Genomic DNA, 24,305 nt, shown 5'->3' on the forward strand with positions numbered 1-24,305 from the left:
CATCGCGGCACCATACTGACCCGCGGTGTCGGGTCAACCTCCGCTGCGCGGCGGCGTGACCGAGGGGCAAGCGGCGGGAGGCAGAAGATGCCACATAAGCAGGTAATCGCCGTAACTGGTTCCACAGGGCGCTTGGGGCAACTGTTTCGACTAGTCTGGTCGGGCGACCAGCCAAGAGAACTTGCGCCGCTTTGGCTGACGCGCCAGAGCATCAAGGCGCCAGATGAGATCACTTGCGATCTGGAGGGTCGGGTGCCGACTTTGCCATCGGGGTGTATCATTCTGCACCTGGCGGGAACTGTAGCCCCAGGGCGCGAGATGTCAGACCACGTGGCGCTGGCGGTGGCTGTGCGCGACCTGGCCCTTCGTTCGGAGGCGCGGCATGTCTTTGTTGCCTCGACCGCGGCCGTCTATGGGCGGGGCGACGCGCCACATGAAGAAGCGGAAAAGCCCGACCCGGCGTCGGCCTACGGACGCATGAAGCTGGCAGCCGAGAACGTTTTCGCCGGACAGCCGCGGACAACATGCCTCAGGATCGGCAATGTTGCTGGCGCGGACGCCGTTTTGGGCAACAACGCCCCGCGGCTGATCCTGGACCCGGTTCCTGACGGAACGGAAGGGCCGTCGCGATCCTACATTGGTCCAAGGACACTCGCCCGGGTGGTTGCCCGGTTGGCCGGCGTAGCTGCGACAGGAGGGGTGCTTCCGCGCACCCTGAATGTGGCACAGTCCCCGATCGTGAGCATGGCCGCCCTCCTGCGCGCCGCTGACCGTCCCTTCGACTGGGGCCCTGAAAACCCGGCCGTCATTCCCAAGGTCGAACTGGCAACTGACCGGCTTCGCGCCCTCATGCCAGACCTGCCACTGGCGTCTGCCGCGGGACTTGTGGCCGAGCGCGATTCGCTGCCAAGCTGGCGACCATGACGATACAGAAGCGCTTGTTCGATCTGGTCCTTGGCACGTTCCTTGCGCTGATTCTGGCTATTCCGTTCACGGTGCTGGTCGTCATACTTCTCATCCGGGAGGGGCGGCCGGTCTTCTATGTGTCCGAGCGGATGTCAGCGCCGGACCGCCCCTTCCGCCTGTGGAAGTTGCGAACGATGACGTTCGACCCTGACGATTCGGGTGTATCGGGTGGTGACAAGGCATCGCGGATAACCGCTACCGGCCGGTTCCTGCGCCGCACACGGATGGACGAGGTTCCGCAACTGTGGAACGTGCTTCGCGGCGACATGAGCTTCGTCGGCCCGAGACCACCGCTGCGTTCCTATGTTGAGAGATTTCCTGAGATCTACAGGAATGTCCTGCGCAGCCGGCCTGGCATCACGGGCCTGGCAACACTACGCTATCATGCTCACGAAGAGCGGCTGATCGCCGAATGCCGCACTGCGGCAGAAACCGACGCCGTCTACGCAAGGCGCTGCGTTCCGCGCAAGGCAGCCTTGGATTTGATCTATCAGCGGCATCAATCCCTGTGTTTCGATGCGGCTTTGATCATCGAAACAGCAACTCGAACATTTCTGCGCCGTATTTTTGCCAATCGGCGCTGAAGACGGCGCCACTGCGCTTGCTGCACTGCACACATCGCCCTATTGTGGCGCCATAGTGGGTAGCGTTTGCATAGTCCATTCCGCTGTGCCGCATGTGGCGCGCCAAGCAAGAAGGTTCTGGAGTGCTGCGGTTCCGAAGCCAACTCTTCGCCTTTGTAGATGTCATGTCACGTCGGCAGAAGCAGTTCTCGCTGCTTATGATCGACGTCGTCCTTGCCCCTTTGGCCTTCTATCTGACCTGCGCGATCGTGTTTGGTTCCGTCGTGCCAAAAGCATTGTTCGACAGCCTGTTCGTGATCCTCTGCCTCCTGCCGCCGGTCGCCGCGCTCGCCTGCCTGGCGCTTGGCGTTCATCGGATCCAGTTGAAAGCCTATGAATCGACGGCCATCCTGCGAACAGGTGCAGTCGCCGCGATTGTCACGGGAACGGTGGCGCTCTCGCGTTCGCTGCTTGGGCTGTGGTTTCCCGTTGCGGGTGTCTTCCTCTTCGGGCTGGTCTTCTTCCTGCTTGCCGTCGGCTCACGTTTCGCGCTGCTGAACCTGCTGCTTTGGGTTCTGCGGCTTGGAACCGAACGGACGCGGGTCCTGATCTATGGGGCGGGCACGACGGGCATGCAGCTTGCTGCCGCGCTGCGATCGCACGAGCGTGTTTCTGCGGTTGCCTTCGTTGATGACAACGTCGCGCTTCACGGGACAACGGTGGCGGGGTTGCGTGTGTACCCAGCACACCGGATCGACTCGTTGGTTCAGGACCGGCAGATTGACCGAGTGCTTCTCGCCATGCCCTCGGTCTCCACGCCCAAGCTCGGAAAGATAGCGCGCGGCCTTCAGGCGCGTGGTCTGGACGTGATGATGGTGCCTTCGTTCGCACAGCTCGTCGGTTCAGAGACCCTGATCGACTCCCTTACCAAGGTCGCGCCCGACAAGTTTCTTGGCCGGCGGCAGATGGACAAGGCGCTTCCCCTTGGCGCAGAAGCCTATACCGGCAAGTCCATTCTTGTCTCTGGCGCAGGCGGCTCTGTCGGCAGCGAACTTTGCCGGCAGTTGATCCTTCACCGCCCAAGCCGGATCGTCCTGTTCGAAGTCAGCGAGATCGGACTTTATAACATCGATCGTGAGCTACAGGGGCTGGCTTCGGGGACAGGCGTCGAGATCGTTCCCGTGCTTGGGACTGTCACCGATGCGCGCATGGCGCGCTCCGCGATCGTCGACAACGGCGTTCAGGTCATCCTGCACGCAGCAGCCTACAAGCACGTGCCGATTGTCGAGGCAAACCCGATCGCGGGTGTTTCGAACAACGTTCTGGGGACCCGCGTTCTGGCTGACGCGGCCGAGGAATGTGGTGCGGAACGCTTCATCCTGATCTCGACCGACAAGGCCGTTCGGCCGACCAATGTCATGGGCGCCTCGAAGCGCCTGGCCGAACACGTTGTTCAGGACCTTGCCCGCAGATCCAAGATCTGCCTTTTCTCGATTGTGCGGTTCGGGAACGTGCTTGGGTCCTCTGGCTCTGTGATCCCGCTGTTCAAGGAGCAGATCGCCCAGGGGGGGCCGGTGACCCTGACGCACGAAGACGTGACACGCTATTTCATGACGATTTCCGAAGCCGTACGGCTGGTGCTGCTGGCGGGGTCGTTTGCGGACGCAGATGGAATGCGTGGTGGTGATGTCTTCGTGCTGGATATGGGCAAACCTACGCGCATCCGTGACCTCGCAGTCCAGATGATCGAGGCCGCGGGCTATTCGGTCCGCAGTCCGGACAATCCGGATGGAGACATCGACATCGAAGTGATAGGACTTCGTCCGGGCGAGAAGCTCCACGAGGAACTCCTTATCGGCGAGGGTTTCCTGACCACGCCGCATCCCAAGATCATGAGGGCCAGAGAAGCTGGTTTGCCCGAGCTTCGCGTGGCGGGTGCGCTGCGCGCGTTGCGCACTGCTGTGGCAACGGGAGACAGCGACGGAGTGCGTCGCGTAATCACCGATTGCGTGGAAGGCTATCAACCTGCTGTGGCTCCAGAGGCCCTGCGCTCCAACGCATAGATGTCGCGACCGTCGAAAATGTGGGCTCGCGCGGCCCGAAGGGCTTGCAGATCTCTCGTGCCCTACCTTGACTGGCCCCAGGTCATATCGGATTGGACATGCCCCTCGCCCTTCGACCCGCAGCCCTAGCTGCCCTTCTATGTTCTTCCGCCCTGCTGCCAGCGGCGGCGCAGGAACGCGTGGGGCGCGGGCCGACGCTCAACTTCTACCTGAACCCCGGCCTGATCGACATGCCGTCCGGCGAAGCTCTGCCAGACACCACACTTGCCGTCGGTGCTGCCGGTTTTGCCGGAATTTGGCGTACCGGGATCACCTTCCAATTCGCTGACCGAATGTCCGGCACCTTCCGGTACTCTGGCATCAACGACCTCAACTATGGCGGGTTCGACACCTATTATGACCGCAGCTTCGACTTTCGGCTTCTGCTGCTTGAGGAAACCAACTGGATTCCGGCCGTGTCGGTCGGTCTTCAGGATCTGATGGGAACCGGCCTTTATTCGGCCGAGTATCTTGCGGCGACCAAAGAGCTGTTCCCTGGCTTCAAGGTTACGGCCGGCCTCGGCTGGGGACGGCTTGCCTCTTACGGTTCGATCGGTGACCCCTTCGGACCGCGGCCGGATCCGAACACCGGCGAGGGCGGAAAGCCCAACTTCGGACAGTGGTTCCGCGGCCCCATGGCGCCATTCGGCGGCATTGAATGGCGCCCTTCGGACCGGCTGGGATTCAAGGTCGAGTATTCCTCCGACGCCTACACGCTTGAAACCGAACAGCGCGATGTCTTCGAGCGCAACTCGCCATTCAACTTCGGCATCGAATACCAGTTGACGGAACGCATCAGGGCCGGTGCCTACTACATGTATGGCAACGAGGTCGGCGTGAATCTGACCATCGCACTTACGCCCGCGCGCCCGCTGACGCCGTTGACCTTCGAAGCTCCGCGCAACCTGGAGCCACGCAGTCGCGGCCCATGGCCGACGAACTGGTTGTCTGACCAGGCGCAGAAGGATCAGATCCAGGCAGACCTCAAGACCATGCTGCAGCAGGACGGGCTCATGCTCGAATCCGTCAGTCTCCAGCCCAATTCCGCCACGATACGCTACCAGGACGAGCGGTTCGACTCTGCCCCCAACGGAATCGGCCGAGTGGCGAGGGCGATGAGTGCGGCACTCCCCCCTTCGGTCGAAACCTTCCACATCGTACCGGTGATCTGGGGGCAACCGACCTCGCAGGTCACGGTCCGCCGATCTGACCTGGAAGCTCTGGAATTTTCGGCCCAGCCCGGTCAGGCCCTTTGGGCTAGAACCGAGATGGCCGATGCAGGCAACCTGCCGCCCGCACCGCCGATCCCTGGCCTGTATCCGAACTTCTTCGCGGGCATCGAGCCCTATACCCGTGTCAGCTATTTCGACCCGGACGCGCCTTACCGCTGGGAAATCGGCCTTCGGGCGGAGGCGGATGTCGAAATCGCCCGCGGCCTTGTGCTGGAGGGGTCGATCCGACAGCCGATTGCAGGAACACTGGACGAAGTGACGCGCGTTTCAAACTCGGTGCTGCCGCATGTCAGGACGGACTGGCCACTGTATGAAAGCGGCGACCTGAAACTCGAGTATCTGGCGCTGGCACAGTATTTCCGGCCCGGCAAGGACCTCTGGGGCAAGGTGCAAGCGGGCTATCTGGAAGACATGTACGCAGGCATCGCGGGCGAAATCCTCTGGCGCCCGGTGGAAAGCCCACTCGCGCTCAGCTTTGAAGTCGCCTATGTTGGCCAGCGTGATTTCGACATGGCCTTCGGGCTGCAAGACTACAGCGTCGCCACCGGCTTCGCTTCGGCCTACTACAATTTCGGCAATGGCTATCTTGGGCAGGTCAACGTCGGCCAGTACCTCGCCGGTGACCGTGGCGCGACCATTTCACTTAGCAGGTATTTTGCGGACGGCTTCTCGGTCGGGGCCTTCTTCACCTTGACCAATGTCTCGTTTGAGGATTTCGGCGAAGGCTCGTTCGATAAGGGCATCATGCTTCAGATTCCCCTCACCTGGTTCACCGGTCGGCCCAGCCAGACGGTCTACGGCAGCACGATCCGCCCGGTGCAACGCGATGGTGGCCAGCCTCTGAACCTGCGCAACCGCCTGTACTCGATCGTTCGAAACGACAACGCCGCCAACTACGAGATTCAATGGGGGAGGTTCTGGCGGTGATTGCGAAGCTGTTGCGCCGCACCCTCGGCCTGTTCGGGTTTCCGTTGGTGCTCTTGGGCTGCTCTGTTGGACAGGATGTGACCTCGCCAGGCCTTGTGCTGCAAGAGCTGCTGATCGCCCAGGGCAAGGCTGCGCTCAATCGGAACGGCGATCCGTCGGTTGCCGTCATGAACTTGAGCCGCTCTCAGTTGAACAGCCTGGGGGAGACTGTGCTGCGCGCGCAAATTCCGAACTATGGGCTTGCGGCAGTTCTTTTCATCTCGCAGGACCGCGCGCCCTATTCGATCTGGCGCACGCCGGACAATGTGACCCTGCAGTTCCGCTCGGGCCTCATCATTGGCTCGAAGGGCGTTGGCGCGGATCTTGTTGCCGTGGACGACCCGCGCATGATCGCCGTGCTTGAAGGGCGCGAGGGTCCGGGGCCAGGCAAGCGCGTCAACAGCGCATTTGACGGAACGAATGCGACCGTGAAGACCGAATTCACCTGTCAGATCAGCGACCTCGGGCCGGAAAATGTGACCGTTGCAGAGCTGTCCTATCCGACACGCCACCTACGCCAGACCTGCACAAGTCCGAACGAGAACTTCGTGAACGACTATTGGGTGCAAGGACGCACCGTCTGGAAATCGCGCCAGTGGTTCAACGAACAGATCGGCTATGTCACCGTCGAGCGAATATCGCCGCAATGATCCACTGCCAGCCAAGCCTCGGCGCGACAGGGCCTAGTAGTCCTTCTCCAGATAGACCCCCACACCTGAATCACCGTCAGAGGTGCTGCTGGCTCGCAGGGTAATGGTATCGGTCAGGTCGAAGTTCAGGTGAATCTCACTGTTACCGGTGTCATCCATCTGGACCTCCGTGTAGGTGCGGTCGTTCAGATACTTGCCGGCCGTAACCTGAGTGCCACCCCGGGCATTGGTGTTGACGTCAAAATCGTCCAGCCCTAGACCGCCGCGCAGCTTTCCGATCAGCCCGACGCCCCCTTTTCCTGCCAGCGTGGCAACGGCCCCGGCGAGCCGCGCCGCCTGAAGCGGTGACAGACTATTCAAGTCGCGGTCGAACAACAGCTGCGACAGCACTTCCTCTTCCGGCAGCTCCGGCGAAGACCAGAAGCTCACCTTGGGGTCACTGGCCGGGCCCTCGATGCCTACGAAGGTGGTCACGCTTGACCCCTGGTTGGACGCGATCACATCAAGGTAGGGATCGAAATCGCCTTCCAGCCGCAGGCTCGCGCGGGTCAGGACAAGCCGCTTTCCCAGGATGTCCAGCCGTCCGCGGATCAGGTCGAACCCGCCCGAAGGCACGATGGCGGCGCTGGTCCCACCCAGCCTGAGTTCTCCGCCAAGTTCGGCATCAAGCCCCCGGCCGCGGATGAAAACCTGGTTCGGAGCAGAGATGGCAAGCTGCAAGGCAAAGGGTCGGCGGCGGCTCGCGGCAGTCGCGTCTTCGGGTCCGCCCAGCAAACCGGCCCGTTCCAGTGTGGCCGCAATGGGCGGGGTCAGATCGACATGGCGCAGCCCTTCGGGAATATCGGTCGCGCCCAATGTGTCCGGGATACGCACTTCAGTCTCGATCAGGGCGATCCGGCCACTGATCGTCGCCCCCCCGGCAAGCGGCCCCTTCACCGCGATCTCGCCGTTCGCGCGGGTCCTGTAAAGATTGGGGTCGACCAGAACAACCCGCTCAAGCCCCACGCTCAAGTCGCCTGGATACGGTGCTTCAAGACCGATCGTTCCGTTCGCACGCAGCCGACCACCCTCTGTGACCCGCCCGCCAACCGTGACCGTGGCTCTGCCACTGGCCAATCGCGCATCGGCTTCAAGCTGCTCGATGGCAAGCCCGAGGCTTGGGTCGCTGTAGCGCCCGCCCGTCAGAGTCACCGTCCCGGAAAGCGACCGCAACGCGATCGGTCCATTCAGCCTCAGGTCAAAGCGCGTCAGGCCCGATACGGCCCGCGGGTCGAGGAATGCATTGGCCAAGGCCGCCTGGGCCGAGCCGCGAACCGCAAGATCCGCGCTATCGTAGCGCGGCGAAATCCTGCCCGAGACCGTGCCGTCAATCCCGCCCGGTCCGCGCGCGGCGAGGTCAAGCGTGGTTCCAGAGGCCGATTGCGCAACGGAGCCGGTCACACTCACCGGCCCTGGGAATTCGGGAACCACGAGACCAAGGTTAGAAAGCCTTGCATCGACATTCAGGTTCTGGGTGTCGCCCGACAGTGCTCCATTGGCCGAAACCTGCAGTTGCGGGTTGTTCAGGACCGCCTCTTGCACCTTGATGCGCCCGTCGCGCATGGCAAGGTTGAGGCGCATTGTGCCATTGCCCCGCAGCAGTGCATCAGCCTGTGCCTGGCCCACCGATAGGTTCCGGGTGGATGCGGAAAGCACCAGCGTTCCCGCCTGGGTGTTGCCGGACACCTGCGCCCGGGCATCGACGGATCCGCCGAACCCGCGACCCATGACACCGAGGTCACGCAGCGCAAGCGTCGCGTCCAAATCGGCCGCCGTTCCATCCACGGCCACCGACCCGCTGGCGCTTGCCTGCACTTGGGGATTGTCGATCCTTGCCGCACGGACCCGGACCTTCCCGTCAGCCAGCGCAAGGTCGAGGTCGACCCGGCTCGCCCCGCGCAGAAGGCCGTCCACCTGCGCCTGCCCAATGGCCATATCGTTGCCGGTCAAGTTGATCACGGCCGTGCCAGCATCCGTGGTGCCTGCTACATGTACCTTGCCCGAAACGCCCCCACGCGCCGCTGCCCCGAGTACCGACATGTCGGGCACCGCGACCTCTGCGGTCAAGTCACTGCCAGCGGTGGCCAGCCGCCCCTGAGCACTGGCCGTGATGCCCGGCGTCTCGGCGCGGAACTCGCGCAGCAGAAGTCCTGTCGCGTCCCGACGGGCGGAAACGACGAGGATAGACGACCCTTTCAGCAGGGCATCCGCTTGGCTTTGCCCGAGACGCAGATTGGTACCTTGAACATCCGCCTCGACATCGAAGCTGCCGTCGAGGACTGAACCCGATCCCTTCGCCGTCACCTGCAGCGCCCCGGCAAGCGGCCGGCCCGCTAGCCCAGAGAACCTTGACGCGTCCGATACCTGTGCCTGGATATCGCCTGCCAGCCGAAAGCCGGTGTCCAGGTCATCCACCGTTCCCGTGCCCGCAATTGAATAGTGGTTGCCGCCGGCGGTCAGCGCCTTGATCTCAAGGTGCCCTGCGGCTTCGGTCCAGACCGCTTGTACTGCGCCCGAAATCTGGGGACCGAGGGCTTCGGCCAATGCCTCATCCGCCGCGCGAAGCCCCCGCCCTGCAAAGCTGACGAGCCCGTCGATGCGGTTGCCCGCACCGCCCTCCTCACGCTCGATCCGGCCACGGGCATCGACACGCATTTCGCTTGCGCCGAAATCGGGGCGGAGCAGCCCACGGACCACGGCAGTCCCGGTCCAGTCCGGTCCCCGCGCCGCGTCGAAGCCAAGCTTCACGTCGGCTTCCTGCACCATGGTCCGCGCGCTCCCCGGGATCGGCAAGAGCACCGGCGCACCCGATGGCAGCGCCACCCGGCCCTCCAGCGCAAAGCGTTCAGGCAGACCATCTGCCGCGAGCGCCATCGTTCCCGCAAGCGAAAGGGCCTGTGCGGTCAGGTTCAAGCGGCTCACCTCGATGCGCCCGTCAGGCTGGGCGGCGGCCAGCGCCTGCAACCGGATGTCAGGGCCGAAGAACTCGGCATAGTCGGGCACGAACATCGGCGCGACATTGCCCCCCAAGTCGACGTCGAAGTTGAGCACCTGCGCCGCATCGCGCTGCACGATGAGCCGGCCGGCCAGTCGTTCTTCGCCCGAGGTGCTCAGTTGCAGGCGCACCGCCATCGCATCAACGATGCCGTCGCCCTTCACGGTCAACTCGAAATCCGGTCGTCCCGGGAGATTGATCATGCCGCCGACCAGGCCGTTCGCCTCTTCGCTGGCAGTCAGGTCGACCACAAGCCGGCGGCTGGAATTGGCGAAACTCGCCGAAGCGTCCAGTTTGGTGACTGGTCCCTCGTCGGTGCGGATGGCCTTAAGCGACCCGCGCCCCTCGCCCCCAGCAAGCGACAACGACCCTTCGATCGTCGCCGTCACCGGCTCGCCCACAAGCGAAGCGCCCAGTTCCAACCGGTCGGTTGCTAGTCGGCCGATTTCAACCGAAACGGGCAGTTCGGGCAACGAAAATGGTTGGGCCTCTGCTTCGGGAAGGTCGCTTCCCTCGGACACCGGCGCCCTGGCGACCACGATCTCGGCGGCCGTCAGCCTGTTCACCGAAAGCCGGCCCGCGAAAAGCGCGGCGCGGGACCAATCAAGCTCGATATCTCGCAGGGTCAGCCAGACGCCCTGGTCATCGGCAACCGTCAACTCTTGAATACGGGCCACGGACGACAGTGCCCCCGAAAAGCCGCGCACCGTCACCTGGCGACCGGCGCCGGACAGATTGTCCTCAAGCAACCCCTCAAGGAAGCTTCGGTCGTCCGATTGGGCGCTGGCCGCCACGGGCGCCAGTGCCACAAGTCCCGCCAGTACCACCCAACGCAAGACCCGCATCAGAACGCCTGCCCCAGTCCGATGTAAACCTGTGGACCATCTCCCGTATCGCCCTCGACCGGCAGGCCAACGTCCAGGCGGATCGGTCCGATCGAGGTGTTGTAACGCACACCAAGGCCCGCGCCTGCCTGCGTCTCGGCCTCCGACATATCGGCCGAAGCACTGATCTCGCCGAAATCATAAAATCCGACGACACCGATGGTCTCGGTCACCCGAACACGCACTTCGGCAGAGAAACCGAAGAACCCCATGCCGCCCGTTTCCAGCGGCCCTTGAGGTGTGTCCGTGGTGATGAAAAGCGATTGGTAGGGCTGGCCGCGTACCGTGCCGCCACCGCCCGAATAGTACAGGAAGTCCCGCGGCGTGCCCAAGAGCGACGATCCGAATATGCCGCCGTATTGCAGTCGACCGGCAAGCACGACTGCCCGGTCAACCGATGTCCCGCCGAAGCCCTTGTAGGTCCGCGCGTCCAGAGAGAAGCTTCCGCCGGAATCCGTGCTCCCGAAGCCAAGAAAAGGCATCACGGTGCTGTTTGCAAAGTAGCCCCGGGTCGCATTCAGAGGGTTGTCGCGATTGTCCCAGGTAAGGTTCACCGGCAAGTTCAGGTTCTCGTAAACGAACTTCCCCGTCTCGTCCGTACCCTTCAGGTAGTCGTAGCCCAACTGGATCGAGCCGTTCAGATTGTCCGTGAAGACGTGGCTCAGACCCCCGTTGACAGAGAGAAAGTCGCCTTGGTAGGTCGCCTCGTCAAGCCGGCCGAACGAAAGACCCGCAGTAGCCGTCGTATCTGGCGTAAAGGTCGCCGGTCGCGAGAGGTTGAAGGACAAGGTGTAATCCACCCCGCTGTCCTTCGCGCCGATGTTGTCGATGAGGCCTTCGATCTCCAGCCGCTCGGCGCCGCCGAACAGGTTCCGGTGCAACCAGAAACCTGTCACGTTCAGACCAGAGGTCGTCCCGACATCGGCGCCAAAGCCCACGCGCCGCTTCTTTTCTTCCACAACAGTCAGCGTCTGGCCCAGAAGATCGGGCGGCGTGATGTTTTCGTCCTGCGTGAAGGTCACGGAGGAGAACACGCCACTCCGGCGCAAGCGTGCTTGCGCCTTGCGAAGCTCTGTCGGGTTCCAGACCGTGCCCACGGGAAGGCCGGCAATCGCCCTGATGCGTTCTTCCCTCATGCGCTTTTCGCCGGTGATCTTCAGAGGCCCGAACCGTAGTCGCGGTCCCGGCATCAAGTCCACATCGACGGCAAGTGTGTTGGCCCGATGATTCGCCACAATGTCCTGGCTCGCGACCTTTACTCTCGGATGGCCGGCATCCTGCCAGCCGGCCTGGGCTGCGCCGACCGCCTCGGTGATCACGCCGCTTTGCGCCGTCTCGCCCACCGCAAAGGCGCCGGGCATGACTGTGCCATCGGCGAGAGGGGCGATCTCGGCCCGCGAGAACTCGAACAGCGGGCCGGGGTCCACTACCACCTCGACCTTGCCGATGCTTTTTGGTGCGTCCAGCGGTGGTATGTCCGCGGCCTCGCGGCCATCGACATAGATATGGATCACCGGGGAATATCGTCCTTCAGCGTAAAGGGCGCCAACCAGCCGCGCGTACTCCGCGCGGGCAGCGGCGAACAGGTCCTGCGGGTCTGGCCCTTTTCGACCCGCCTCCTGTTCGGTCGCAACCAATCCGGAGGCTGCCTTGAGGCTACGCAGCATCGCCTTGTCGCCGCCAACCACGTCGAAACTCACGACATCCTCGGCCATCCCGGCCGACCCGGCGGAAAGCGCCGCCGACAGCGCCAGCGCAGCCCCGAACGCCCTCCTGACCTGCCGACGCCGAGCCAACGCAATCCTCCGATGCAAATCAGGCGCACTATCGCAATGACAGCCGCCAAGAACAATCCGCGATGCGAACGATCAGTCGAGGAAGGTGGATCAAGGCGCAGACAGAAGGCTGTCCGTTAGATCGCTCAGCGCCAGGGCAGCCGCCCCTCTCGCCCACAGAAGATCCCCCCGTGCGTGAACCTCGATCGGCGGCCTCGGGCGCCCCGTCTGGATCGTCAAGCTATCCATCTCGGCCAGTGCCTCTGCAGCGTACAGATAGTCATAGCGCATTCTTTCGCCGGACAAGATGATCAGCGCCGGATCGAAGAGGTTGATCACATTCGACAGACCTACCGCCAGATAGCGCCCGGCCCGGCGGAAGATGGCCCGTGCCGTGGCATTTCCGGCCTTAGCTTGGTCATACAGGCTTTCCAGCAGCACGGCCTGCGCTGCACCATCCTTGTGGCCCCAGTTCAGCGCGGTCACGGCCTCGCGCGCCAGTGCATAGTCGGCGACATAGGCTTCAAGGCATCCCCGCTGCCCGCAGCGGCACAGCGCACCATCCAGTGCCACCTTGGTATGGCCCAATTCCATGCCAAGACCCTGCGCCCCGCGATACAATCTATGGTTCATCACGAAGCCCATGCCAACGCCGTGTTCGATCGTCATGACCGCAAAATCTGACAGTGCGCGACCTGCGCCGAACCACAATTCGGCCAGGGCAACCAAATTCGCATCGTTGTCGATCGACACGGGAACCCCGAGTCTTTCGCGCACTGCCGCGGCCAGAGGCTCGCCCCGTTCCCAAAGGAACGAAGACCAGAGCACGCATCCCGCCGTCGAATCCACGAACCCTGGCATGCCGATCGCCAGCCATGACACGGGTCGTCCAGTCGCCACGCGACCGAACAGATCCGCGATCACCTCCACCAGTTCGTCCAGCCGCATGGGGCCGACCTGCCGCGGCAGGGTCGCCGCTGCGGTCTGGTTGCCGGCAAAGTCGGCCAGAACCGCGGTTGACTCGCGGTCGCCGATCTTCATCCCGACGACGCAATGCGCGCTGCCCCGTACCGCCAGTGCCACGGCAGGCCGACCGCGACCGGATTCTCGTGGGGTCTCGACCTCTTTCAGCAGTCCCGCAACGGCCAGTTCGGCCACCAGTGCACCGACGGTGGCCGGGCTCAACCCAAGATCCTTTGCCACGGCGGACCGGGAAGACGCGCCCGTCGCGCGCACGCGTTCGAACACCAGCTGCCGCAGGGGGCGCTGCACTTCCGAAAGGGGCGGACCAAGTGGTCCACAGCCCACCCGCCCGGCCTCATCGTCATCTGCCCAAGGCTTCATTTATTCAACCGCCAAAGCAATTACGCGGGGCACACAGGCGCGGAATGCCCAGTGCCGCCTGATCCGCCGTAGAACGCGGCGGTTACCTGCCATATTTACTTTGACAACTGAAATTAATGAAGCCTAGTTTCTGCGCGTCTCGCCCAGGATGCGACTCTGCCTTGCAGTCGCCAACCGGCGAGGGAGGGAGGCGTCATGTTCATCGGGCTCGACCTTGGCACGTCCGGGTTGAAAGGCATTCTCATTGATGAGGATCAGCACATCCTTGCCGAAGCCACTGCGCCACTGACGGTGTCGCGTCCGCACGAGGGCTGGTCGGAACAGGCGCCCGCAGACTGGATCGTCGCGACCGAGGCAGTGCTGGACAAGCTCGCTGCACACGGGCTTTCCGGCGTCAAGGGCATCGGCCTATCCGGACAGATGCACGGCGCCACGCTTCTTGACGCCTCCGATCAGGTGCTGCGCCCCTGCATCCTTTGGAACGACACCCGTAGCCACGAAGAAGCCGCCGAACTGGACGGCGATCCGTTGTTCCGCCGAGTGACCGGCAACATCGTCTTCCCCGGTTTCACAGCGCCGAAGGTAATGTGGGTGGGCGCCCACGAACCCGCGATCCGCGAGAAGGTCGCCAAAGTCCTGCTGCCAAAAGACTACCTCCGCCTCTGGCTGTCGGGCGACCATGTGGCCGAAATGTCCGATGCCGCCGGCACCGCCTGGCTCGACACCGGTACGCGCGACTGGTCGGACGATTGCCTTGCCGCCACGGGCCTGACGCGCAGCAACATGCCCGCTCTGGTCGAAGGCTCTGCCGTTTCGGCCCGGCTGCGCGATAGCCTCGCCAGCCGTTGGGGGATGGGGAAGCGTGTGGTGATCGCCGGGGGCGGCGGTGACAATGCGGCCTCCGGTGTGGGCGTCGGTGTGGTGCGGGCGGGGGAGGCTTTCGTCTCGCTTGGCACATCCGGCGTCCTGTTCGCCGCGAACGATGGCTACCAGCCCGATCCAGCCACGGCGGTTCACACCTTCTGCCATGCTCTGCCCGATACCTGGCATCAGATGGGTGTCATCCTCGCCGCAACCGATGCGCTGAACTGGTATGCGGGCCTGATCGGGCGCGATGCGGGCCAGCTGACTGGCGAGCTCGGGGCTCTGAAAGCACCGGGCAGGACGCTATTCATGCCCTATCTGGGCGGCGAACGCACTCCACTCAACTCGGCTTCGATCCGTGGCGCCTTCCTTGGCCTCGAACATGCGACCGACCGGCAGGCCGCCACCCGCGCCGTGCTGGAAGGCGTTACCTTCGCCATCCGCGATTGCCGCGATGCACTGGCCGCCACCGGCACCCGGCTGGAACACCTATTGGCCGTGGGCGGCGGGTCGCGGTCGGACTACTGGCTTCAGGCGATCGCCACCGCATTGGACTGCCCAGTCCAGGTCCCCGTGGCAGGCGACTTCGGCGGGGCCTTCGGTGCGGCGCGGCTGGCGCTCATGGCGGCCACCGGCGCCGGAGCCGAGATCGCCACACTGCCCAGGATCGCGCGCTCCGTCACCCCCGATCCCGCCTTGAAAGACGCCTTCACCGCCGCGCACGCCCGCTATCGCGCGGCCCAATCCGCCATCGCACCGTTCTGAAAGGCACAGCCATGACCGAATTCTTCAAGGGCATCCCAGCCATCAAGTACGAAGGCCCCGACTCGACCAACGAGTTCGCCTTCCGCCACTACAACGCCGACGAGTTGATCCTTGGCAAGCGCATGGAGGATCACCTCCGCTTTGCCGTGGCCTATTGGCACAGCTTCGCCTGGCCGGGCGGTGACCCCTTTGGCGGGCAGACCTTCGAACGCCCCTGGTTCGGCGACTCGATGGAACTGGCGCGCCTGAAAGCCGACGTCGCTTTCGAACTGTTCGACATTCTCGGGCAACCCTTCTACTGCTTCCACGACGCCGACGTGCGACCGGAAGGGAAGACCTTCGCCGAGTCGAAGAAGAACCTTGACGCAATCGTCGACTACATCGCCGAGAAGCAGGCCAGCCATAAAGCCAAGCTCCTCTGGGGCACGGCCAATATGTTCAGCCACCGCCGCTGGATGGCCGGCGCGGCGACAAATCCCGATCCTGATGTCTATGCCTATGCCGCCGCCTCGGTGAAGGCGAACATGGACGCCACGCTCAAGCTTGGCGGTCAAAACTACGTGCTCTGGGGCGGGCGCGAAGGGTATGAAACCCTCCTGAATACTGACCTCAAGGCCGAGCGCGATCATGCCGGCCGGTTCCTCCAGCAGGTGGTCGAATACAAGTACAAGATCGGCTTCAAGGGCACGATCCTGATCGAACCGAAGCCGCAGGAACCCTCGAAGCACCAGTACGACTACGACGTCGCAACGGTCTACGGCTTCCTCAAGGAATTCGGCCTGGAGAAGGAAGTGAAGACGAACATCGAACAGGGCCACGCCATTCTTGCCGGCCACTCGTTCGAACACGAGATTGCGCTTGCCGCGGCGCTTGGCATCTTCGGGTCCATCGACATGAACCGGAACGATTATCAGTCCGGCTGGGACACCGACCAGTTCCCGAACAACCATGCGGAAAAGGCGCTGGCCTTCTACGAAATCCTCCGCGCGGGCGGCTACACGACAGGCGGCACCAACTTCGATGCCAAGATTCGCCGCCAGTCCCTGGAACCGGCCGATCTTGTCCTGGCCCATGTCGGCGGCATGGACACCTGTGCCCGCGCCCTGAAGGCCGCGGCTAAGATGCTGGAAGAAGGCGAACTCGAAGCCGCACGCAAGGCACGCTATGCCGGCTGGGATACCCCGGCGGCACAGGCCATGCTGAAGGGCTCGCTCGAGGACGCCGCCGCCCGCGTTTCTGCAGAAGGACTGGAACCTCAGCCGAAGTCCGGCCGTCAGGAAAGGCTTGAGAACCTCGTCAACCGCTACGTCTGAAACTCGTCGTTCACATCCTCGGAGGGCGGCGCTGAGTGTTCAAGTTCGGCATTCAGCGCCCCCCCGGCCAGTACCGAATAGACGCTGAAGTACAGCCACATCAGAAGCGCGGCGACGGCCCCGATGGACCCGTAGACCTTGTTGTAGGTCGCGAAGTTGGTGAGATACGCCGAAAAGGCAATGGACGAGGCCGCCCACAACACGGTGGCCAAGATTGTGCCGGGCATGATCCGGCCGGACACCTTCCCCCATTCCGGCCCGAACTTGTACAGGATCGCCAGCACCGCCTGAACGATGACCACCATCAGGATCCAGGGCAGCACCTGCAGCACCCAGCCGGAAAACGCATCCATGTGCAGGAAGGCAAGGGCAAGCGGCACCGCGACCACCACCGCCAGAGACAGGATCATCACGCCGATCAGCGAAAGCGTGATCAGGACGCCAGTCAGGAAAGCCACCACGCCGTTTCTTGCATGGCTGTCATGAATAACGTCCAGGCCCAGCATCATTGATGCCACGCCCGCCCGCGCCGACCAAAGCGCAATCAGGATCGAAACAACGGTCGTCCAGCCCAGGGTCGCACGCGGACCGGTCACCAGCGCCTCGATCTGACCCTCGATCAGCACGAAGGCTTCGTGCGGAATGAACCGTTCGGCCACGTTGGTGTAATCCTCCACCGCGGCGGGGTCGGACATCATCGAGAAGATGGCAAGCGTCGCCGTCAGCCCCGGAAACAGCGCAAACATGGCGTAGAACGCCACACCCGCGGCAATAAGGCCAAGCCTCGCGTGGCTCAGCCTCCACAAGGTGCCTTTCGTCACTCTCCACACAGCGCCCATTCCGGCCCTCCACGCCGCCACCTTGGCGTGGCATCACCGGTCATGCAATTCCGTCGAAGGGTCGGGGCATCAGAACTCTCCGGCTGTTGTCGTCGCGCCAATTCGCAAGCTGGCAGAAGACCTTCGCCCATCGCGCATGCCGGCTCAGGGTATCTCGACCTCCACCCAAACTGGCCGGTGACGCGAGGCCCGCGCCAGCACCGGCGCCAAGGCATCGCCATCCAAGGTCCAAAGGACACCTGCATCGACCACAGCGAGACCCCGCGAGGGAAGTAGGTAGTCCACGCGAAGCCCGCCGGTCTTGGGAAACAGCGCCGTGTCCAGCGCCGGGTCGCCCCGCTGCTGCGGATCAGCCCGAGGATTTGCGCCTCTGGGTTCGGGATCCAGGAAGGCTCCAGCAACCAGCGCCTGAAATGCCTCGGGACGCCCCTCGCCGTCCAGCGGGTCAAGATTGCCCGTTCCCATCAGAACCAGCGGACCTTTCGGCGGCGGCAGGCCCATGTCCGCAAGGCGCCCCTCAATCAACCGCAACCAGAAGGCCGCCTCGTCATGGTTACGGCGGCCATTGCGGTCCTCCGGGCCGTCAAAGACCGGCGGGGTGGCCGCAAAGGCGAGGATCGTCAGGCGCCCGCCCGATGGCAAGATAACCGGAACCTCCCAATGTCCCGTCGTGGCAAGTCGCTGACTTTGCCGCTCCTCGATGCCGGTCTCGGGCGGGATCAGGGCCCCCGGAAGGTCGGCCCACAGGAAGGACGAGAAATCCCTTGCTGCCGCCCGGTCCAGCGGCAGCCGCGACAGCAGCAGCATCCCCCCTTCGCCCGGAAATCGCCCCCAGCCCTGCGCATCCCGCGCCTCCCCCAGCCGTCCGTTCCGGTCTAGGTCCAGCCCAGTCGGTTGCCCCGTGTTCGGACGGAGCGATTGAAGTTCAGGATAGGTGGCCCCCGCTTGGGCAAGGCGACCCGCCAGAGCCTGCGCCGCCAACAGCTGAGCGTCCCAGTCCATCCCGACCAAAAGCACGACATCGGCATCCAGAGAGGCCAGAACCTCGGTGACGGCCATAACTTGCGGGTCATTGCCGCTGGCAATGTCACGCAACAACAGGCCAGGGCCGGGGCGGTTCAGTTCCACATTCCAGACCGCAAGCCGCAGTGTCTCAGCCGAGGCCAGAACCGGTTGGCACAATGCGATCACAAAAGCGATCAGGCCGTGGCGAGCTTTGCCTTTTCCTCGGTCGTGCCGGCACGACGCTTCTCGTCGATCATGTCCGCGACACGGCCCATCGCGATGCCTCGCATGAAAAGGGAAGCCGGAAGGAAAGCCCATGCCGCCATTGTCCAGATCAGCGTCTGCGGCGAGGTGAGTGTCAGAGGCTCGAACCCCGATGAACTGATCTTCACCACCGCCGGGATCAGGAATGGCAGCAAAAACCCTAACGCAATGTTAATGCGTGCATCGCGATGCAGGCGATCCACGACATCGCCACCCGCCGTCGGATCGAAGGTTGGCAGGTTCACCCAGACATTGAAAGCCGCGTGACGCGCAGGCCAGGCCCCGATCTTGAGCACGATCACAAAGATCGCCAGAGAGACCAGCGAGGTGAGATAGGCCATGCCTGCGGCCGTGCGCACTGCTGCGACCTGCTCGGGCGATGCGCCGTCCGACATCATCATCGTCGCGAGGCGCACAGGCGAGTAGGGGAAATCCATCGAGATGCCGATAAGTCCGCCAACGGCCCGGGCAAACTCGGTCAGCGTTGTGGGCTGCGCCTCGCCACGGGCGATCACCGAAAGAAGGAATACGGTGAAGAAGGCCATCAGGAAACGGATGCGGTTGAACGGCGGTGCGTCGCGGAACTCGATCAGGCCCGGATAGGTGGACTTGTATTCGACAAAGGTCAGCGCCCCCGCAAAGAGCGCAACAAGGGCAACCATCTGCTTGGTGTCAGCGGTGACGAACGGCAGCAAAGCCGATGGCGTCGCCACCAGCACCATGACCAGCAATGCGCGCGTTGCCGCGCCCGTCCACCGCGTTGCCACTGCTCGCCCACCCTTCAGACGACTGGTCCCGGTACCGTGCCGGGGCCTTGTTCCGTCTGTCTTCCGCACTTTACGGCGGATTGCCTCAATCCTGCCCAATTTGTGCCTTCTTTCGACTCATGCAGCAACCCATTGGCAGCATTGTCGAAACCTTTGGGGCGTTTTCACGGAGCGAGTGTCGCCAGATTGCATCAAGTTTGAGACATAAAAGGGGCCGCCCCGCAGGACGGCCCCATATCTTGTGGTTTTCGGCCAATCAGGCCCAAGGGTGGAGGAGCGCGTTCTTCTTTTCGAAGGCGTCGATCGACGCTGACTTCTCCAAAGTCAGCCCGATATCGTCCAGCCCGTTCAGCAGGCAGTGCTTCTTGAACGGGTCAACTTCGAACGAGAACGTGGTTCCGTCCGATGCTGTCACAGTCTGCGTCTCCAGATCCACGGTGATGCGCGCGTTCGCCCCCTTCCGGGCGTCGTCCATCAGGTGATCCACCGCGTCCTGCGGCAGAACTACGGGCAGGATGCCATTCTTGAAGCAGTTGTTGAAAAAGATGTCGGCGAAACTGGTCGAGATCACGCAGCGGATCCCGAAATCCAGCAGCGCCCAAGGCGCGTGCTCGCGCGAAGACCCGCAGCCGAAATTGTCGCCGGCCACCAGGATCTCCGCCTTGCGGTACTGCGGCTGGTTCAGCACGAAATCCGCAATCTCGTTGCCCTGCCGGTCATAACGCATCTCGTCGAACAGGTTCTTCCCCAGTCCAGACCGCTGAATGGTCTTCAGGAACTGCTTAGGGATGATCATGTCGGTGTCGATGTTGACCAGGGCCATGGGGGCCGCGATGCCGGTCAGGGTGGTGAACTTGTCCATGGAGTGTCCTTTCGCTCTAGGCGATGACTGACATTTCTAGGTTGGTCCTGTCGCGGATCGGCGCGTCAGGAAAACAGATCGTGAGGCCGGAGCGGTGCCGTCTGGCGGTCCAGAGCAAGGCAATCGCATCCAGCAGGTCGTCCAGCTTGCCCTGCAGCCCCTTCGCCTGATGGATCAGCGGGGCCACGTCGAAGCCCGCCGTCTCCAGCAGGTCCTGCCGCAGCTTCGCCCCCTCGGCACGGCGCTTCGGCGCAAGAACCGGCCCGCCATTCATGACGGCAAAGCTCGCCTCTGGATGACCCTCGCGCAGACGGGCCTGACCCAAACGCGCCACCAGGCCATCAATCTCGGCGATCTTTGCCAGGATGCCAAAGGTCTGGCGGCTCAGGCCTACGCCCAAAGCCGCGCGGTTCAGGGCCGACGCCACGGCGTAGTCGCCGCCCGAAACCGCCGCCCGGCACGGCGTGTTGAACACGGACGAAGCCTTTCCGGGCAGGAACCGTCGCAGCGCGGGCTCGACGTTGCGGGGTTCCGGGCCATCGACAAGCCCGATGGGCATGTCGATCACGGCAAATCCGATCGCTCGACAGTGAAGGACATCGCCAAGATCGGTAGCAAACTCGACCTCCGGACAAGACGTCCCGGCCTCAGGCTGGCTCACCACCAGCCATCCGCCTTTGCAGCCATCAATCCCGGCGATGCGCTCCACGTCTCAGACCGTCTCGCCCATCAGTTCTCGCACGTCGGTCAGGTGCCCGGTCACCGCCGCCGCCGCAGCCATGGCGGGGGAAAGCAGGTGCGTGCGGCCCTTGTAGCCCTGGCGCCCCTCGAAATTGCGGTTCGACGTGGCGGCGCAGCGCTCGCCCGGCGCCAGTTGGTCGGGGTTCATCGCCAAGCACATGGAACAGCCCGCAAGCCGCCATTCGAAGCCCGCGTCGATGAAGATCTGCGCCAGGCCCTCTTCCTCGGCCTGCGCGCGTACAAGACCCGATCCGGGTACGACCATGGCGCGCTTCACCTTGATCTTCTTGCCCTTGAGGATCGCGGCGGCAGCCCGGAGATCCTCGATGCGCCCATTGGTGCAGGACCCGATGAACACCGTGTCGATCGCGATATCGGTCAGCTTCATGCCGGGCGTCAGGCCCATGTAGTCCAGCGACCGCTTCGCCGCCTCGACCTTGCCTCCGGTGAAATCCTCGGGCGCAGGTACAACACCGGTAATCGGCAGCACATCCTCGGGCGAGGTGCCCCAGGTCACCACCGGTGCGATGTCCTCGCCACGGATCGTCACGACCTTGTCGAAATGGGCGCCTTCGTCGGTGAACAGCGTCTTCCAGTAGGCCAAAGCCGCTTCCCACTTCGCACCCTTTGGCGCATGGGGACGGCCCTTCACATATTCGAAGGTCTTCTCGTCCGGGGCGATCAGCCCGGCGCGCGCACCGCCCTCGATCGCCATGTTGCACACAGTCATGCGGCCTTCCATCGACAGGTCTCGGATCGCCGAACCGCAGTATTCGATGACATGGCCGGTGCCGCCCGCGGTGCCGGTCGCACCAATCACCGAAAGCGTGATGTCCTTGGCAGTGACACCGGGCCGCAGGTGGCCGGTGATCTCCACCTTCATGTTCTTGGACTTCTTCTGGATCAGCGTCTGGGTGGCCAGCACATGCTCCACCTCCGACGTGCCGATGCCATGCGCCAGCGCGCCGAAAGCGCCGTGCGTGGCGGTGTGGCTATCGCCGCAAACCACCGTCATGCCGGGCAGCGTCCAGCCCTGCTCGGGGCCGACGATGTGCACGATGCCCTGGCGAATGTCGGATACCGGATAGTAGTTGATCCCGAAGTCGCGCGCATTCTTGTCCAGCGCGTCGACCTGAATCCGGCTTTCCTCATTGTCGATATGGGTGTCGCGGCCCGCCGTGGTGGGCACGTTGTGGTCGGGCACGGCGATGGTGCGCTCGGGGGAACGGACCTTGCGGCCCGTCATGCGCAGGCCTTCAAAGGCCTGGGGAGAGGTCACTTCGTGAACAAGGTGACGGTCGATGTACAACAGGCAGGTGCCGTCTTCGGACTGGTGGACGACATGATCGTCCCAGATCTTGTCATACAGCGTACGCGGAGCGGTCATGGCTCTTCTCCGATGGGAATGGCTGAAAATGGGCGCGGCCCATACGGGGCGCGGGTCATGCGGTTGATCGTCGGATCAGGAAAGTCGCGCGAGAACCGACCGGTTCTCACGGCTGAACCGCTGCGGCAGGCGAGCGTGGTCGTCGATGTCGAAGAACCGGATCATGGGTCGTCGATATAGGCGGATTCGCCCTCATCGGCAACGGGATTTGCCGATGACACGCAAGACTTGACGACTCGCATATGTCATGACTTATATAATCAATGCCGAATGCCATTCGCCTCCTCGCCACGCTTGCCGATCCGACCCGCGCCGCGATCCTCGACCGGCTGCGCACCGGGCCCGCCTCGGTGAGCGATCTCGTGGCGCTGCTGCCCATCAGCCAGCCAGCCGTATCTCAGCAACTCGCGCGGCTGCGCGAAGATGGTCTCGTGACCGCAAAGGTGCAGGGCGCGCGGCGCATCTACCAGATCGACCCTGCCGGCTTCGGCCCACTGCGCGCGTGGCTTTCGCGATTCTGGGAAACAAACCTCGATGCCTTCCGGCAGGCCGCCGAAGATGACGCCTCCCAGGCCGCCTCACGGGGTCCCGTACAGCCACCGGCCTGTCCCGTCCCTCCGCCCGAGAAAAGGCAAGACCCATGACCCTGACAATCCGCCCCGCCCCGGTCAGCCACGCGCTCTACGTCGCGGCGCCGCCCGAAAGCGCCTTCCGCACCTTCACCGAAGGCATGGGCCGGTGGTGGCCGAAGAGCCATTCCATCGGCACCTCGCCCCTGGCCGGCGTTGTCATGGAGCCGTGGGCCGGCGGCTCCTGGCACGAGGTTGGCGAAGATGGCACCGCCTGCCCCTGGGGCCGCGTCGCCCTGTGGGAGCCGCCATTGCGACTGGTGCTGGTCTGGCAGATCGGCGCCGACTGGAAACACGATCCGACGCTGGAAACCGAAGTCGAGGTCACCTTCACCGCCGAAGGCACCGGCACCCGCGTGATGCTGGAACATCGCGGCCTCGAAGCCTATGGCGCCCGCGCGGCCGAAATGTCCGGCGTCTTCGCCAGCCCCGGCGGCTGGCCCGGCCTTTTGGCCGCCTATGCCAGTGCCACCTGACCCGCGGCTCGCCGTCGCAGCAACCAAAGATCGCGAAGGCTTGACGTGTCCGCCCCTTTTCGCGCCCCGCATCGCCCCCCAGATACCGCTCAGGCCAAACTGCTTGGCCAAGGGGAAAGCCATGCCAAAGGTCCTGATTGCGGCGCTCGCTTTGGCGTTGGCTGCGCCGGCGGAGGCAGAGATGTACCGTGGAACCGAAACACCTGACTACAAGGTTGAGCGCAAGGTCGGCGGATCTGAATTGCGCGAGTATGGCCCAACCGTAGTGGCCGAGGTCACCGTTCAAGGCAGCCGGTCAGGCGCGGCCAACGCAGGCTTTCGCGTGCTGGCGGGCTATATCTTCGGCGGCAACGCCGCGCAGGAAAAGATCGCGATGACCACGCCCGTGGCACAGGTGCCGCAGGGCGACATAACCGGCGGGGAATGGACGGTGCGGTTCACTCTGCCCGCAGGTTCCACCCTTGCGACTCTGCCGCGCCCCGACGACCCGAGGGTCAGGTTCCTCCAGACCGACGCTCGGCAAATGCTCGTCACCACGTTTTCCGGCGTACCCACGCAGAGCGCACTGGAAACGGCACTCGCGTCCTTGAAGGCGGACGCAAGAACGGCGGGGCTGACGGTCGCCGGGCCGCCCGAGTACATGTTCTATGACCCCCCCTGGCGTATGCCGTGGAGCCGCCGGAACGAGGTCGCGCTCCCGGTGCAGTGACCGGCGACCGTCGACCGGGCCTGCACGGCTTGCAGCATCGCGCATTTGGTGATAGCCGCGCGCCCTTGGCGTTGTTTCAGCCCTCTTCGGGTGCTAGCATCGTCCCAATGGCCCGGTGCCGGGGCTGATCGGCACGCTGCATGGAGGACCCTGGTCCTGTCACATTCT

General features: G+C 63.8%; 19 protein-coding genes. 10 read left to right on the top strand and 9 right to left on the bottom strand.

The features are described from left to right. Positions 1–87 precede the first annotated feature (87 nt). From JO391_RS15755 to JO391_RS15775, 5 genes are all read left to right on the top strand, one after another. Positions 88–924 carry an NAD-dependent epimerase/dehydratase family protein gene (locus JO391_RS15755; RefSeq protein WP_220661395.1) on the top strand — a complete coding sequence of 279 codons (837 nt, stop codon included), beginning with the start codon at positions 88–90 and terminating at the stop codon, positions 922–924. After that, entirely contained in the window at positions 921–1,550 is a 630-nt protein-coding gene (locus tag JO391_RS15760; protein WP_220661396.1) for a sugar transferase, read from the top strand. The genes JO391_RS15755 and JO391_RS15760 overlap by 4 nt, the downstream gene beginning before the upstream one ends. 164 nt (positions 1,551–1,714) lie before the next feature. Next, positions 1,715–3,592, top strand: a complete 1,878-nt coding sequence (locus JO391_RS15765) for a polysaccharide biosynthesis protein (RefSeq protein WP_259444914.1) — start codon at positions 1,715–1,717, stop codon at positions 3,590–3,592. A gap of 98 nt (positions 3,593–3,690) precedes the next feature. Beyond that, entirely contained in the window at positions 3,691–5,790 is a 2,100-nt protein-coding gene (locus JO391_RS15770; RefSeq protein ID WP_220661398.1) for a YjbH domain-containing protein, read from the top strand. After that, positions 5,769–6,479 (top strand): YjbF family lipoprotein, encoded by a 711-nt coding sequence (locus tag JO391_RS15775; RefSeq protein WP_220661399.1) that lies wholly within the window; start codon positions 5,769–5,771, stop codon positions 6,477–6,479. The genes JO391_RS15770 and JO391_RS15775 overlap by 22 nt, the downstream gene beginning before the upstream one ends. A gap of 33 nt (positions 6,480–6,512) precedes the next feature. Here the strand turns inward: JO391_RS15775 and JO391_RS15780 are convergent, their stop codons facing one another. From JO391_RS15780 to JO391_RS15790, 3 genes are all read right to left on the bottom strand, one after another. Continuing rightward, positions 6,513–10,358 (bottom strand): translocation/assembly module TamB domain-containing protein, encoded by a 3,846-nt coding sequence (locus JO391_RS15780; RefSeq protein ID WP_220661400.1) that lies wholly within the window; start codon positions 10,356–10,358, stop codon positions 6,513–6,515. Continuing rightward, positions 10,358–12,193 carry an autotransporter assembly complex protein TamA gene (locus tag JO391_RS15785; protein ID WP_220661401.1) on the bottom strand — a complete coding sequence of 612 codons (1,836 nt, stop codon included), beginning with the start codon at positions 12,191–12,193 and terminating at the stop codon, positions 10,358–10,360. Before JO391_RS15785 ends, JO391_RS15780 begins: the two co-directional genes overlap by 1 nt. Positions 12,194–12,283: 90 nt before the next feature. Then, entirely contained in the window at positions 12,284–13,516 is a 1,233-nt protein-coding gene (locus JO391_RS15790) for an ROK family transcriptional regulator (protein ID WP_220661402.1), read from the bottom strand. A 195-nt stretch (positions 13,517–13,711) separates the two neighbouring features. On the opposite strand from JO391_RS15790, the gene xylB reads away from it, so the two are divergent. Next, entirely contained in the window at positions 13,712–15,145 is a 1,434-nt protein-coding gene (xylB, locus tag JO391_RS15795; RefSeq protein ID WP_220661403.1) for a xylulokinase, read from the top strand. An 11-nt stretch (positions 15,146–15,156) separates the two neighbouring features. Continuing rightward, positions 15,157–16,458, top strand: coding sequence for a xylose isomerase (gene xylA, locus JO391_RS15800; protein ID WP_220661404.1), 1,302 nt, complete (start codon positions 15,157–15,159; stop codon positions 16,456–16,458). Here xylA and JO391_RS15805 read toward each other — a convergent pair. The 6 genes from JO391_RS15805 to leuC all read right to left on the bottom strand — a co-directional run bounded on the left by JO391_RS15805 (position 16,449) and on the right by leuC (position 22,323). Beyond that, complete coding sequence (locus JO391_RS15805; RefSeq protein WP_220661405.1) at positions 16,449–17,297, bottom strand: YihY/virulence factor BrkB family protein; 849 nt, start codon at positions 17,295–17,297, stop codon at positions 16,449–16,451. The genes xylA and JO391_RS15805 overlap by 10 nt on opposite strands. A gap of 144 nt (positions 17,298–17,441) precedes the next feature. Beyond that, positions 17,442–18,425: an endonuclease/exonuclease/phosphatase family protein gene (locus tag JO391_RS15810; RefSeq protein ID WP_220664591.1), complete on the bottom strand. Its 984-nt coding sequence runs from the start codon at positions 18,423–18,425 to the stop codon at positions 17,442–17,444. A gap of 71 nt (positions 18,426–18,496) precedes the next feature. Next, positions 18,497–19,288: a hypothetical protein gene (locus JO391_RS15815; protein ID WP_220664592.1), complete on the bottom strand. Its 792-nt coding sequence runs from the start codon at positions 19,286–19,288 to the stop codon at positions 18,497–18,499. A 301-nt stretch (positions 19,289–19,589) separates the two neighbouring features. Further along, positions 19,590–20,195 carry a 3-isopropylmalate dehydratase small subunit gene (gene leuD, locus JO391_RS15820; protein WP_220661406.1) on the bottom strand — a complete coding sequence of 202 codons (606 nt, stop codon included), beginning with the start codon at positions 20,193–20,195 and terminating at the stop codon, positions 19,590–19,592. 16 nt (positions 20,196–20,211) lie between these two features. Then, a complete protein-coding gene (locus tag JO391_RS15825; RefSeq protein WP_259444724.1) occupies positions 20,212–20,904 on the bottom strand; it encodes a DUF429 domain-containing protein in 693 nt (230 codons plus the stop codon). Positions 20,905–20,907: 3 nt separating this feature from the next. Beyond that, a complete protein-coding gene (leuC, locus tag JO391_RS15830; protein WP_220661408.1) occupies positions 20,908–22,323 on the bottom strand; it encodes a 3-isopropylmalate dehydratase large subunit in 1,416 nt (471 codons plus the stop codon). 263 nt (positions 22,324–22,586) lie between these two features. On the opposite strand from leuC, the gene JO391_RS15835 reads away from it, so the two are divergent. The 3 genes from JO391_RS15835 (at position 22,587) to JO391_RS15845 (ending at position 24,137) form a co-directional block, all read left to right on the top strand. Next, a complete protein-coding gene (locus tag JO391_RS15835) occupies positions 22,587–22,967 on the top strand; it encodes an ArsR/SmtB family transcription factor (protein WP_220661409.1) in 381 nt (126 codons plus the stop codon). Further along, positions 22,964–23,428, top strand: a complete 465-nt coding sequence (locus tag JO391_RS15840) for an SRPBCC family protein (protein WP_220661410.1) — start codon at positions 22,964–22,966, stop codon at positions 23,426–23,428. The genes JO391_RS15835 and JO391_RS15840 overlap by 4 nt, the downstream gene beginning before the upstream one ends. A gap of 121 nt (positions 23,429–23,549) precedes the next feature. Continuing rightward, positions 23,550–24,137: an SOUL family heme-binding protein gene (locus tag JO391_RS15845; RefSeq protein WP_220661411.1), complete on the top strand. Its 588-nt coding sequence runs from the start codon at positions 23,550–23,552 to the stop codon at positions 24,135–24,137. Positions 24,138–24,305 lie beyond the last annotated feature (168 nt).

Origin of the sequence: Neotabrizicola shimadae, from assembly GCF_019623905.1 — a bacterium.
Classification (GTDB): domain Bacteria; phylum Pseudomonadota; class Alphaproteobacteria; order Rhodobacterales; family Rhodobacteraceae; genus Neotabrizicola; species Neotabrizicola shimadae.

Coding starts and splice junctions, on each gene's coding strand:
- JO391_RS15835 (WP_220661409.1), top strand. CDS start 22,587: ATGCCGAATGCCATTCGCCTCCTCGCCACGCTTGCCGATCCGACCCGC.
- JO391_RS15845 (WP_220661411.1), top strand. CDS start 23,550: ATGCCAAAGGTCCTGATTGCGGCGCTCGCTTTGGCGTTGGCTGCGCCG.
- JO391_RS15760 (WP_220661396.1), top strand. CDS start 921: ATGACGATACAGAAGCGCTTGTTCGATCTGGTCCTTGGCACGTTCCTT.
- JO391_RS15765 (WP_259444914.1), top strand. CDS start 1,715: ATGTCACGTCGGCAGAAGCAGTTCTCGCTGCTTATGATCGACGTCGTC.
- xylA (WP_220661404.1), top strand. CDS start 15,157: ATGACCGAATTCTTCAAGGGCATCCCAGCCATCAAGTACGAAGGCCCC.
- JO391_RS15805 (WP_220661405.1), bottom strand. CDS start 17,297: ATGGGCGCTGTGTGGAGAGTGACGAAAGGCACCTTGTGGAGGCTGAGC.
- leuD (WP_220661406.1), bottom strand. CDS start 20,195: ATGGACAAGTTCACCACCCTGACCGGCATCGCGGCCCCCATGGCCCTG.
- xylB (WP_220661403.1), top strand. CDS start 13,712: ATGTTCATCGGGCTCGACCTTGGCACGTCCGGGTTGAAAGGCATTCTC.
- leuC (WP_220661408.1), bottom strand. CDS start 22,323: ATGACCGCTCCGCGTACGCTGTATGACAAGATCTGGGACGATCATGTC.
- JO391_RS15775 (WP_220661399.1), top strand. CDS start 5,769: ATGGGGGAGGTTCTGGCGGTGATTGCGAAGCTGTTGCGCCGCACCCTC.
- JO391_RS15790 (WP_220661402.1), bottom strand. CDS start 13,516: ATGAAGCCTTGGGCAGATGACGATGAGGCCGGGCGGGTGGGCTGTGGA.
- JO391_RS15840 (WP_220661410.1), top strand. CDS start 22,964: ATGACCCTGACAATCCGCCCCGCCCCGGTCAGCCACGCGCTCTACGTC.
- JO391_RS15755 (WP_220661395.1), top strand. CDS start 88: ATGCCACATAAGCAGGTAATCGCCGTAACTGGTTCCACAGGGCGCTTG.
- JO391_RS15780 (WP_220661400.1), bottom strand. CDS start 10,358: ATGCGGGTCTTGCGTTGGGTGGTACTGGCGGGACTTGTGGCACTGGCG.
- JO391_RS15815 (WP_220664592.1), bottom strand. CDS start 19,288: ATGGTGCTGGTGGCGACGCCATCGGCTTTGCTGCCGTTCGTCACCGCT.
- JO391_RS15770 (WP_220661398.1), top strand. CDS start 3,691: ATGCCCCTCGCCCTTCGACCCGCAGCCCTAGCTGCCCTTCTATGTTCT.